A 14,524-nucleotide genomic window follows, 5' to 3' on the forward strand; every position below is an offset into this window, starting at 1 on the left:
AAAAGGCTGCCCAAATGCAGCTTTTCTCCCTGGATGAAATGATCGTGATGATGCCAATGAGGTCCCCTTCTTGGATACAGATTCGCTTGAAAGAAGCGGATAACGCCCATCTTTTGCAACTAGATATGGATTGTTGCGACGACAGAGGAGAAATTGTCCTATCGTTAAAGGGATTATCTTTGTTTTTCACGGACATCTCGAAGAAGGTTACAGTGGAAACGGAAGGTACTCTGCTGCTGCTGCCCGCTTGGCGTGAAGAAGAAATCGGGGCTTCGGAAGAAGCCGCCGATTACACCGATCATTGGGTAGTACTGGCTGAATCGGAAGGTTGGCTGAAAGAAAGCGTTGAATCCAGTTTCAATGGGGCGCGCTGCATTGTTTTACCGGCAAGACGGGGACACATCGGGGAGATGTTCGAAGGCGCCGCGTTACAGATATTTAATGAGATTCGGCAATGGATCAGTCTGAAGCCACAAGGGAAACTGTTTATTCAGGTTGCTATTCCGGCTAACGGGGAGGATGCGCTGCTCGTTGGACTGACAGCGCTTTTGAGAACCGCGAAATTGGAGAATCCGCAGCTGCAGGGGCAGCTGATTGAGTCGGATGATGCTGGATTGACAGTTGAAAGGCTTAAGGCTAATCTCCCTTTCCCTTCCACCGAACATATCGTGTACCGGGACGGCAAACGATTTGTCGCGGCATGGACCGAAGGGGAGCCGGCAGACGAAATAACCTCCATGCCTTGGAAGGACGGAGGGATTTACCTGATTACCGGCGGTGCCGGGAAACTTGGCCTCCTTCTGGCAAAGGAAATCGCCGGGCGCATAAAGGACGCCACTTTGATTCTTGCAGGCCGTTCAACGGCTGATGCAAAGAAGGACCCCAGACTTGCCCGCATCAGAGCTCTCGGGGCTACAGTCGAATACAGGGAAGTCGATGTTGCGGATGAAAGGGCGGTTACCCGGTTAATTGGGCTAATCGTGGAACAATTTGGCGGCATTGATGGTATTATCCACGCCGCGGGTATTCATCGCGATAATTTCATTCTCAAGAAATCGGAGGAAGAATTCAGTGCCGTCCTATCTGCCAAAGTCTCAGGACTGGTTAACTTGGACAGAGCCAGCAGCCATTTGAAACTCGATTTCTTCATAATTTATTCTTCGGTTGCGGGAGTCTTGGGAAATCCGGGTCAGGCGGACTACTCGTCCGCCAATGCTTTCGTGGACGGCTATGTCTTATACCGAAATGGGTTGGCGGCGCTTAATCAACGTCATGGGCGGACTGTATCGGTCAACTGGCCACTCTGGAAAGAGGGCGGGATGCGTGTCGGGGAAGAGGTTGAGAAACTGTGGACGGCAAACTTCGGGATAACCGCCATGGAGAGTGAAACCGGATTCAAGATGTTGTATTCGGGCCTGAGTGCAGGTGTACAGCGGTTCATGCCGTTGCAAGGTAAGCGGGAAGTTCTGCGAAAATCCCTGTTATATCCTATTACGGAGGCGGCATCGGTTCAGAAAACTCAGCCTGTTCCTGCGGCTGCAGCCCCAAGCGGGGTTCTTTTAGAGAGAACACTTTATCAATTAAAAGTGCTGTTCGCAGATACGACCAAATTGGATGTGGAGGAAGTTGATGGCCGGACAAGTCTGGAGCGATACGGAATTGACTCAATCATGGTTACGCAGCTTAACGACAAGCTCGCCAATGTTTTTACGGGTTTGTCAAAAACGCTGTTTTATGAATATCAGACCCTTAGCGCCATAGCGGAAGCATTGACCGGTTCGCATCAGATGGAATGCATGGCATGGACTGGGCTCGCTTCTCGGGGAGAGCAGGATATAGGCTCTCGCTTCGAATTTCCGGTCCTAACTTCCTTTCAAGAACGAAAGAAAATGGAGGAGGGTAAAAGGACCAAGAGCACCGGAAAGATTCATGTTGAAGCGGAACCCGCTAGTTTAACAGAACCGATCGCAATCATTGGCATGAGCGGACGGTTCCCTCAATCCCGAAATTTGGAAGATTACTGGATTAATCTGTTGAATGGACGGGATTGTATAACAGAAATACCAGAAGATCGCTGGCCCTTGGACAATTTTTACCATCCGAACCCGCAGGAAGCCGTAGCTCAAGGTAAAAGTTACAGCAAGTGGGGGGGCTTCCTCCATGAGCCGTTTCATTTTGATCCTTTGTTCTTCCATATATCGCCAAGGGAAGCGATAAGCATGGACCCGCAAGAACGGATATTTATCCAGTCTTGCTGGGAGGCGCTTGAGGATGCGGGGTACACGAGGGAATCGCTGGCCGTTCAATTTCGTAAAAAGGTCGGTGTTTTTGCAGGGATTACCAAAACGGGGTTCAATCTTTATGGACCGGACCTATGGAAGGAAGGAGAGCGGACTATTCCGTTTACTTCCTTCAGTTCGGTAGCGAACCGGATCTCATATCTCTTTAACCTTCAGGGTCCAAGTATGCCGATTGATACGATGTGCTCCTCCTCCTTAACCGCCATTCACGAAGCTTGTGAGCATATTCTCCATGGAGATTGTGATATGGCTTTTGCCGGGGGCGTCAACTTGTATCTCCATCCTTCAAATTATGTGGAATTATGCGCACACCACATGCTTTCTTCCGACGGTCAATGCAAAAGCTTCGGAAGCGGCGGGAACGGTTTCGTTCCCGGAGAGGGTGTCGGGGTAGTCGTTCTAAAGCGGCTGTCCCAAGCGATAGCGGACGGAGATCAAATTCATGCGCTTATCCGGGGGACAAGCATAAACCATGGCGGCAAGACTAACGGGTATACTGTGCCCAATCCGACGGCCCAGGGTGAACTGATTTCGGCTGCGCTGGATAAAGCCGGAATCAACGCAAGAGCTGTAAGTTATATTGAAGCGCATGGGACCGGAACGGCGCTTGGCGATCCGATTGAGATCACCGGCCTGACCCAGGCTTTTCGCAATGATACACAGGAAACGGGGTTCTGCGCCATCGGCTCGGTGAAATCGAATATCGGTCATGCGGAAGCAGCGGCGGGAATTGCCGGAGTACTCAAAATTGTGCTGCAAATGAAACATGGAAAGCTGGTACCAAGTCTGCATGCCAAACAAACGAATCCAAATATAGATTTCAAGAAAACTCCGTTCGTGCTTCAGCAAAAGGCGGCCGACTGGACACGGCAGCGTCTTAATACGGACCTTAATGCGGCCGAACTGCCGAGAATTGCCGGAATATCTTCTTTTGGAGCTGGGGGAGCAAATGCGCATATTGTGATCGAAGAGTACATTCCGGGCCATTCGGTCAACTCCGAGTCTTCTGGCGAACCGAGTCCGGCATTAATTGTCCTCTCGGCTAAAAATGAAGAGCGACTGCGTGAGCAGGCAGTAAGGCTGCTCGCAGCAGTCCGGAAAGAGTCTTTCCTTGACACTAATCTTGCAGCGATGTCCTATACACTACAGGTAGGACGCGAACCCATGGAAGAACGTATGGCGATTATCGCCAAATCAGTGAAGGATTTCGAGGATAAGCTTGCAGGATTTGTTGAAGGACGTTCGGGAATCTCCGATTTGTACCGTGGCCGAGTCAAGCCGGACAAAGACACGTTGGATATGATCTCTGACGATGAAGAAATGCAGGAAGGCGTTGCACGCTGGATGGAGCAAGGAAAATATTCGAAGCTGCTCAAACTTTGGGTCAAGGGCCTTGTTGTTGACTGGAGTAAGCTTTACGGGGACAAGAAACCCGGGCGAATGAGCTTGCCGACCTACCCCTTCGCCTGCGAACCCTACCGGTTGCCGCTCTCCAAAGGAGATAAAGCCAATCCGGGTCAAACGGCGGTTGTGTTGCAGAAACATGCGTCCGTTAATTCCTCGAGCGCCAGGATAATGCAGGAATCAACCCAGCCGCCGGAAATGGTGCCGCCGCAGCATGCGCTAAATTCCCAGGAGCCGCCGATGAGAAGCGTCATGCTGGTTCCTCTTTGGGATTCGGTCATGCCCAAGCTGAAGCATATAGATTCGCCAGAGCGGGAAGGAGTAATGGTTGTCGGAGGAACCGAAGAAGTTAAAAATCAATTACATGCCCGTTACCCGAATGCCTATTTTGTCCAGCTTGCTTCATCGGATTCAGCCGAGGATATCGTCCGAAAGTTCGCTTCACTGGGAGCCATCCATCATCTGATCTGGATTGGGTCCGACCGGCCAGTGCCTTCCCCGATAAGCGAAGACATCCTAATTGAACAACAATGCGGCGTGATTCAAGTATTTCGCATCATCAAAGCATTACTCGCTTCCGGATATGGAAACACCAGTTTGAACTGGACCCTGATTATGACGCAAACAGCAGCAGTACACAATGAGGAAATCGCAAATCCAACCCATGCCGGCGTTTATGGGCTAATCGGTTCCATGGCCAAGGAATATCCGAATTGGAAGGTTCGAGCGGTAGATATGGAACCGGGTCTTCCTTGGCCCCTTGATGAAATCTTCGGGCTGGATGCTGATGGAGAGGTATGGTTTTACCGAAAACGGGAATGGCAAAGACAACGGCTGGTCCCGGTCACCCCGCAATCGTCAACAAGTCCCGAGGGCTACCGGAGAAATGGAGTGTACATTGTTATCGGAGGCGCAGGCGGAATCGGAGAAGTATGGAGCGAGTATATGATCCGAACGTATGGGGCACAGATTGTTTGGATCGGACGCAGGCCAATGGACGATGCTCTTCAGAATAAGTTGGCCCGGCTTGCTTCTCTTGGTAGGGCACCTTGGTATATCGCGGCGGACGCCGCCGATTACGAATCATTGAAGCAAGCTGTGAGAGAAGTCAAGCGGCGTTATCCGCAAATTCACGGTGTCGTACATTCGGCTATCGTTCTTCGGGACCAGAGTCTCATGCAGATGGACGAAGAGCAATTCAGGGCCGGGCTTAGAGCCAAAGTTGATGTAAGTGTAAGTCTGGCTCAAGTGTTTGAGTATGAACGTATGGATTTCGTGCTGTTTTTCTCAGGCATGATGTCGTTTGCGAAAAATCCCGGACAAAGCAACTATTCTGCGGGATGCACATTCAAAGACGCTTACGCCGCACAGCTTGCCAAGGTTCTTCCATGCGCGGTCAAAGTGATGAATTGGGGGTATTGGGGAAGCGTTGGAATTGTAGCCTCCAAATCATACAAGGACCGCATGGGGCGAGCCGGTATAGGGTCCATTGAGCCACAAGAAGCTATGGAGGCTTTGGAAGCACTGATGAGCGGTCCATTCCGTCAACTCGCATTTATAAAAACAAACCGATCCCTGACCGAGGATCAAAGCTATTATGAAGCGCGCGTGGAAACCTACAGGGAGAATTCCTCCCCTCGAATGGACTCCTTTATAAAAGCCGTTCGTCTGCCAGTGAAGCCGAAGGGCTTGTTTAAAGAAAATGTGGAGCCTGGCAAGGAAGACGCCAAGCAGACTGAGGATATGCAATTCCTTCTGCTCAAGAAGGCAAGCGAACTGCTTGGCGTCCAAGAAGAAGATCTTGATGCTGGTGCCGAGCTTAATGAATCGGGCTTTGACCCGGGTCAACTGGCCGATTTCGTCAGTGTTTTGAATCAGGAGTTAGGGCTTTCGTGTACTATTGGTATTTTTGAAGAGTATTCAACATTAAATCGGCTGGCCAGTCTTTTAGCTTCATATACGAAGGGTCGGTTAAAGTGAGGTCCGCGCCGTTTGGAATATGTCGCATGCTGATGGGGAGGAGGGGCTAAATGAACAAGATGATGGATGAGATGCTCTGTAAATTGCTTTGGATTCAACTAAGAAAGAGCGGGTGGCTGGATGATGTTTCGTTTTCCTCGGTAGAGTGGAAGAAAGCGATCTGCGTACCGGAAATGTACCGAGAATGGCTGGAAGAGTCTTTGAACCTACTGGTCCGCCAGAATTACCTGACATTGCGCGGAGACGTATACATGGTTAACCTGAAGTTGACTGAAGAAGCGGATGCTGTATGGGGGCAATGGGATGATTATCAGCAAGAAGCATTGAGAAATCCCGATCGAAAGGCTCAAATGATGTTACTGGATGCCACACTTCGGTCATTGCCCGACATCCTTACCGGGAAGATCCCTGCAACCGATGTCCTTTTTCCCGGTTCCTCTATGGAACGGGTAGAGGGTATCTATAAAAACAATCAACTGGCGGATTACTATAACGAAGTGCTGGCCAACACTGTAGCAGCTTATCTGGAGGAGCGCCTAAGCCAGGATTCTTCCGCAACGGTCAGCATACTTGAGATTGGAGCAGGCACAGGAGGTACTAGCGCGGTTGTTTTGCAAAAGCTTGAACCTTTTCAGGATCACATCGCTGAATATTGTTATTCGGATCTTTCCCGTGCCTTTCTTATGCATGCTGAAAAAGAGTTCGGACCGAAGCATCCGTTCCTCGCCTATCGCATTTTCAATGTGGAGGAGCCAATAGCTGAACAAGGCATACGTGCAGGAGAATATGATCTTGTTATCGCTTCCAATGTTCTGCATGCTACTAAAAGCATCCGGCATACCTTACGCAACGTAAAGGCGCTCTTGAAGCGTAACGGCTGGCTGCTACTGAACGAAATGAGCCGCAATACGATATTCGCTCATCTTACATTCGGCCTTTTAGAGGGGTGGTGGCTATACGAGGATAAGGGGTTGCGGATCGAGGGCTCCCCGGCTTTGTATCCGGAGACCTGGAAGACCGTCCTGGAATGGGAAGGATATCATTCAATATTTTTTCCCGCCGAGGAAGTTCACGATATGGGACAACAAATCATTGCAGCCGAGAGCGATGGAATCGTCGTTCACGAAATGCAATATAAGCATCCGGCTACAGCGGAACAGCCGCTTGCTGCTGCGAGCAGACCCGAAACTCCGCAGCGGGTTGAAACAGCCGCAGGAAGTACGGATGAAACAGAGATGTTGGAGAGTTTTGTTAAATCGGTCATTGCGGAGAAATTAGCCGAGTCCTTGAAATTAAATGGTCAGACCATCGATCCCTATGAATCCTTTGCGGACTATGGAGTCGATTCCATTACGGGCGTTCATTTTGTACAAATCGTTAATGAAGCTTTAGAAACTGATTTGAAAACGACCATACTTTTTGACTACACATCCATAAATCAGTTAGCTAAATATTTAATATCCCATTATAAAGAGATCTTGCTTAATCACGCATCATGGTCGGAAAAAGAAACTGGTCTTAGCGCTCAACCCGAAAAGCGGTCTGCGGAGAATGTCCCATATCCGTTCAAGGGACAATCAAATGATTTGCCCCAAGAAAAGTCCACCGGACCATTGTCACAGGAGGGCGCCAAGCAAATCTCCGGAGGGCCAGATCATCCGGCCTCTGAACAGAATGAAGCTTCCATGGACAAGGAGCCTATTGCTATCATCGGAATGAGCGGACGCTTTGCCAAATCGGAGTCCGTGAACGAATTATGGACCCATTTGGCGAACGGCTCGGATTTAATTCAAGAGGTTACCCGTTGGAATCTCGCCGAATATTTGCCCTTTCACACTGAGAGCTTCTGCAATCGTGGAAGTTTTGTAGAAGGTATTGATGAATTTGACCCTCTATTCTTCAATATTTCAGGTACGGAAGCGAACTATATGGATCCTCAGCAACGCATTTTTCTGGAGGAATCATGGAAGGCGCTAGAGGACGCCGGTTATGCTGGAGAGGCTGCGGATGGACTCTTATGCGGCGTGTATGCCGGGTATAATAGAGGGGACTACATAGGGTTGCTTGGTGATCATCCGCCGGCTCAGGCGATGTGGGGAAATTCAGGTGCCGTTCTCCCTGCCCGGATCGCGTATTATTTAAATTTACACGGACCGGCAGTTACGGTCGACACCGCTTGCTCCAGCTCGTTGGTCGCTATTCATTTGGCCTGTCAATCCTTATGGATGCAAGAAACCGAGATGGCGCTGGCTGGCGGTGTTTTCATTCAATCTACACCTGACTTTTATTTGGGAGCGATTCGTGCAGGCATGCTGTCTCCGAACGGCCGCTGCCATGCTTTTGATAATCGTGCGGACGGTTTTGTACCGGGGGAAGGAGCGGGTGTCGTCGTACTGAAACGTCTTAACGCCGCTATAGCCGACGGAGACCATATATATGGCATCATTCGGGGTTCTGGCATAAATCAGGACGGCACGACCAATGGAATCACCGCGCCGAGCGGGAACTCGCAGGAACGGCTGGAAAGGTATGTTTACGAGAGATTCGGCATTGATCCGTCCATGATCCAAATGGTTGAGGCACACGGAACAGGCACCATTCTTGGCGATCCTATTGAATATGAAGCCTTGACCCGAGCATTTAGAGCCTATACGGACAAGAAAAATTATTGTGCGATCGGCTCCGTCAAAACAAATATCGGGCATACCTCGGCTGCTGCGGGAATTGCTGGTTTGCTCAAGATTTTACTGTCGCTTAAGCACCGCAAAATTCCCCCTTCCCTGCACTTTGAAACGGGAAATGCGAATATTTCTTTTGATGATAGCCCTTTTTATGTTAATACGGTATTAAGAGAATGGGCACCCGGGAATGATTTCAAGCGGCTTGCATCGATCAGCGCCTTCGGATTTGGCGGAACCAACGCCCATATGGTAATCGAAGAGGCCCCGCCCTTGCAAAGTACGAGAAAAGCAAAACCAGGTTATCTCATCGTTTTGTCTGCCCGAAGCCCCGAACAATTGCGTAAACAGGCCGAACGGCTGCTTGTCTATTGTTCCGCTGAGCCTCTGGCCGACCTAGGAAACATAAGCTATACGCTTATGACGGGGCGTAAGCATTTCCAGCACCGTCTAGCCTGCATTGTGCATAATCAACAGGAACTAAAAAGTTATTTGAAGACTTGGCTAGAGCAAGGGGAGAGTTCTCATTTCATTGCCGCCGCGAACCCGGAAGCAGGACGGGGGTCGTTGAAAGAGTACGGAAATCAATGTATCCGGGATTGTAAAAAAGCGGATGGCCGGGAATTTATAAAACTTTTGGAGGCCATCGGGGCTCTATATATTCAGGGACATGCTCTGGAATACTCGAAATTGTTTGCTGGCGACCATTACAATCGTATTCCGCTGCCGACATATCCTTTTGCAAGAGAACGGTATTGGGTACCGACCCCAGTGGATCGTTTAGGTGATTCGAATAAAGCTGGTAACGTTCTCAAAGGAGTGATCCATCCGCTTTTGCACCGCGACAGCTCTTGTCAGCCGGAACGGGGCTTTAGCTCCTCCTTTACGGGAGAGGAAGCTTTTTTAGCGGATCATGTGTTGCAAGGAAATCGGGTATTGCCGGGAGCGGCCTATCTGGAAATGGCAAGGGCAGCGGTGGAAGCGGCAGATACTGAAGAAGGCCGGCAAGACACGGAAACAGGTATTAGGCTGAAGCGGGTCGAGTGGGTCAATCCACTCATCGTGGCGGAAGGGCTGCGCGATGTCCATGTCGGACTTCATCCGTTCGAAAATGGGGATATGGGCTTCGAGATTTTTAGCGATCCCGGGTTGGGAAAAGACCGGATTATTCATTGCAGAGGCTCTGCCGAAAGAACAAACCTTGGACCCAATCAAGCCTTGGATATCCCATTGCTGCTGGCGGAATGCAGCCTCAGAACCGTGGAATCGCAGCCATGCTACGAAGCCTTCAAGACGATCGGCCTGGATTACGGACCGAGTCATAAAGGAATACGCCAACTGCATATCGGCAAGGGAATGGTATTGGCAAGGCTTGGTCTGCCGGAGTTGGCGGACGACTCGAATCATCGGTTTGGGATTCATCCCGGCATGGTGGATTCCGCCCTGCAGGCGGTGGCCGGGCTTTTGGCTGGACAAGAGGATGCAGCAACAACCTCCAGTCCATCTCTGCTCCGGCCTATCCTTCCTTTTGTGATGGAGCAATTGGATATTATATCTGTCTGTACACCAGAGATGTGGGCTTTGGTACGTTACAGCGATGGAAGCATTGCGGGGGACGGAGTACATAAACTGGATATCGATCTTGCGGATGACTCAGGTAACGTATGCCTTCGTTTTAGGGGATTCACTCTGAAGGCCATGGAAGGTATGCCCGATTCATCGAGTGGCTCTTCTGCCGGAATTGATATGCTGATGCTGGAACCTGTATGGAAGGAAGCGGCAGTCGATAACATCGGGTGGAAGCCGGTACAGTCACTTGTCGTACTTAGCGGACCGTTTGACGATCCACATCATAATCTCGCTGCCCTGACGGGGCAAACCCGTGTGATTTTCATGGAATTCGGAGAGACAAGTCTGGAACAGCGATTGAACCTATTGGCCATTCGCTTGCTGGAAGAACTTCAGACGATCTTACGGGAGAAAACGCCGCATAAAACACTGATTCAACTTGTGATCAATAATCGCAAAGAAGGGCGGCTGTACGCCGGACTTTCCGGTATGCTGAAAACGGCCTGTCTGGAGAATCCGAAGATTTACGCTCAAGTGATTGAAATCGATCCGGATACCGGGACTGAACGGCTGGCGGAAATCATTAAGGATAATGAAAGTTCTCCATGGATACAGCATATTCGATACATCGGAGGGCGGCGTCTGATTCCCGAGTGGAATGAAGTTGACATTCTTAGCCCAACAGATGGCGTTCCCTGGAAAAATGGGGGGACCTACCTGATTACCGGCGGAGCCGGAGGATTGGGGTTCCTTTTTGCCCGGGAAATAGCCGAACGAGTCCAGAACGCTAACTTGGTTCTGATCGGACGCTCGGAACTCAATCCGGACAAGCTTGCCTCAATCAAGGCGCTTCAATATGCGGGCAACCGTGTTGTCTATAAACAGGCGGATGTCGGTCAAATGGAAGAAACCGCCCGCTTGATCAGGGACATCCAGACTGAGTATGGAGAACTGAGCGGCATTTTACACTGCGCCGGAGTGATCCGCGACAATTACATCCTCAACAAAACCGAGGAAGAATTAATAGAAGTCTTGGGTCCGAAAGTATCGGGAACTATAAACCTGGATAGGGCATCTAAAGATTTGCCGCTGGATTTCTTCGTGTGCTTCTCCGCTGCGGCTGGCGTGATCGGTAATGCGGGGCAAGCGGACTACGCGGCGGCAAATGCTTTTATGGATGCTTATGCGGCTTACAGGAACGAATTGACTGCTGAAAATAAACGGTATGGACGAACATTTTCTATAAATTGGCCTTTGTGGAAAGAAGGGGGGATGCATCCCGACTCGGAAACCAAGCTTATGCTTGAACAAAATATTGGGATGAAGGCTATGGATTCCTCGCAAGGTATGCATGCATTTTACGGATGTCTGGCCTCCGGGAAAGAACGAGTGATGGTGATTGCGGGGCACAAGAAAAAGCTTCGCTCTTTCCTGCTGCAAACCGCTGCAGGGCACCCCCGCCGGGAACCCGTAATCTCTCTGCCGGATAACGCAGTTCTGAAGGAAAGAGCTGAGGGATATTTTAAAAAAATGCTGGCATCTGTCGTCGGACTTCCGGTAGAGCGAATTGAAGTGAATCAACCTTTCGAAAATTACGGTATGGATTCCATTATGATCATGAAAATAACCACTGATCTTGAAACAATATTCGGTACGTTGTCCAAAACATTGTTTTTCGAATACCGGAACATCGGAGAAGTGGTTGATTACTTCTTGAAGGAACATCGTACGCAAACAGCGAATTTGCTCGGATTCGAAGAGGATTCAGTTCTTGACCGCGCCGAAACTGCGGCTTGTCCAGGGGATGAGCCCGCCGATTCAGAAAAAGGCCGGGATCTGTGGGAGACCTATTCCGATATTCGAGAGGTTCCAGGGACGACGGAGCGCGACATCGCGATTATCGGACTTTCCGGACGTTATCCTGAAGCAGGAAATTTGCAAAAGTTTTGGGAAAATCTCGTCAATGGAAGAGACTGTATCAGAGAAATCCCTAAAGATCGCTGGAATCACGGACTCTACTTCGACAAAGACAGGAATAAAGCCGGGAAAGCTTACACGAAGTGGGGAGGATTTCTGGATGGTATCGATGAATTCGATCCATTGTTTTTCCAAATTTCGCCTAGGGAAGCGGAGCGGATGGATCCGCAGGAGCGCTTATTTTTGCAGTGCGTTTATGAGGCGATCGAGGACTCGGGTTATACCAAAAATTCGCTAGGTACCGGGTCCGACGGCAAAAGGGATGTAGGTGTCTATGTAGGTGTTATGTTTCAGGAATATCCGTTTATTGGCGTGGAGGAGACCATGCAGGGCAGAACGGTAGCGCTTGCGGGCACTTCGTCGTCGATTGCCAATCGAGTGTCCTACTTTTGCGATTTCCATGGGCCAAGCATGGCGGTAGACACGATGTGTTCCGCTTCTTTGACTGCCCTTCATTTGGCGTGTCAAAGCCTGATCCGCCAAGAATGCCGGGTGGCGGTGGCCGGCGGTGTTAATGTATCCGTTCACCCGAACAAATATTTATTTCTGTCAGAAGGCAAGTTTGCTTCCAGCAAGGGGCGGTGCGAAAGCTTCGGACAGGGAGGGGACGGTTACGTACCCGGCGAGGGAGTCGGAGCGGTATTGCTCAAGCCATTGTCTCAGGCTATTAAAGATGGCGATCACATCTACGGAGTGATCAAAGCCACTTCAATAAATCACGGCGGCAAAACGAACGGTTATTCAGTTCCCAGCCCCAATGCGCAGGCAGAGGTCATTACCAGGGCGTATAAGGAGGCAGGAATCGATCCGAGGACGGTAAGTTATGTAGAGGCGCACGGTACAGGAACATCGCTGGGAGACCCTATCGAGATTGCCGGACTGGTCAAGACGTTCCGGTCGCATACCGCGGACAATCAGTTTTGCGCCATCGGTTCGGTGAAGTCAAACATCGGCCACTGTGAAAGTGCGGCAGGCATTGCTGGGTTAACCAAAGTGCTTCTGCAAATGAAGCACGGGCAATTGGTTCCATCCCTGCACTCTCAAACGCTGAATCCCAATATAGATTTTAGCGCCACGCCATTTGTCGTGCAGCAGGAGCTTTCGGAATGGAAACGGCCGAAATTGCTGCGCAATGGCATCCTTGCGGAATATCCGCGTATCGCCGGTATCTCTTCCTTTGGGGCCGGCGGATCAAACGCCCATCTTGTAATTGAAGAATTTATTCCCGCACCGCAGGAGGCCAAGCCGCCTCGGATCGAAGAGCGGAATCCGGCTTTGATTGTTCTCTCGGCGAAGGACGAGGACAGGCTTCGGGAGGCTGTAGAACTGCTGCTCACGGAAATCAAGCGCCGTCCGATTACGAATGAGATGCTGGCGGATGTCGCTTATACCCTGCAGATCGGCCGTGAGGACATGGAGGCGCGTCTAGCGTTAACGGCGGCTTCAATTGATGAACTGGAAACCAAGCTTCATGCCTATGAGGATGGAAAGAAGGATATTGAAGGTCTTTTTCTGGGACAGGTACGCGACCATCATGACACTTTGGAGGCATTCCGGGCAGATGAAGATCTGGCTAAGACATTAGAAGTGTGGATGGCCAAAAGGAAGTATGTCAAACTTCTCAACCTTTGGGTCAAAGGGATGCCTATCGACTGGAGCCTGCTAAACCGGGGGATTAAATACCGCCGCGTCAGTCTGCCCACTTATCCGTTCGCGAGAGAGCGGTATTGGGTAACCGACAACGCCGTTAAACAGGAAAGGCCGACGAGTGATGGTGTTCCCATCCTTCATCCGCTGCTTCACCAGAACACTTCTGATCTTTTCCAGCAGCGCTTTACTTCGGTCTTTACGGGACGGGAGTTCTTCCTTGCCGACCACAGGATCTTCGGACGCCCGATCTTTCCGGGGGTTGCTTATCTGGAGATGGCGAATGCGGCAGTTGGATGGGCAGCTGGAACTTTAAAGGGTGAAATGAAGCGAACTGTGCTTAAAGATGTTGTCTGGCTTCAGACATTTGCGGTGGATGAAGCCCCGGCTCGTCTGCATATTGAGCTTGTGCCCGAAGCTGACGATGAAATTGCCTATGAGATTTACAGCATTGACGGAAAGATTGAGGATTCCCGCAGAATTCACAGCCAGGGCAAAGCGAGCTTTATTGCTGTTGAGGAAGAGGCTCAGGTCGACCTTGTCGAATTGCAAAAGCTGATGGAGCGGGAGGTTTCTCCCGCCACGTGCTATGAGGTTTTTCAGGCAATGGGAATAGAATATGGACCGGGGCACACGGCGATGCAGCACATTTATGAGGGCTCCGGACAATTGTTGGCAAAACTTGCGTTGCCTGTTTCGGTTGCGGCAAACTCCGGACAATTCGATATGCATCCGAGCCTGCTGGACTCGGCGCTGCAAGCCTCTATCGGACTGTTCCTTGATGAAGGTGCACCACTTGATACAGGGCGTTTAAAGCCTATAGTTCCTTTTTCGCTTGAGGCACTTGAGATTCTCCAAACGTGTTCTCCGGTTATGTGGGCGTGGATTCGATTAAACCCAACTTCCAATACGGAGGCAGAAGTTAAGCTGGATCTGGATCTGTGCGATGAGAGCGGACGGGTCTGTGTC

At 50.4% G+C, this 14,524-nt stretch carries 2 protein-coding genes; both read left to right on the forward strand.

Annotation, left to right across the window (positions count from 1 at the left end):
- The first annotated feature begins 212 nt into the window (after positions 1-212).
- Complete coding sequence (locus L692_RS30330; protein WP_198027840.1) at positions 213-5,684, forward strand: SDR family NAD(P)-dependent oxidoreductase; 5,472 nt, start codon at positions 213-215, stop codon at positions 5,682-5,684.
- Positions 5,685-5,734: 50 nt separating this feature from the next.
- Positions 5,735-14,524, forward strand: an 8,790-nt coding sequence (locus tag L692_RS0126185) for an SDR family NAD(P)-dependent oxidoreductase (protein ID WP_025702844.1), incomplete at its 3' end; no start/stop codon positions are given.

Source organism: Paenibacillus forsythiae T98, assembly GCF_000520735.1.
Lineage (GTDB): Bacteria > Bacillota > Bacilli > Paenibacillales > Paenibacillaceae > Paenibacillus_AQ > Paenibacillus_AQ forsythiae.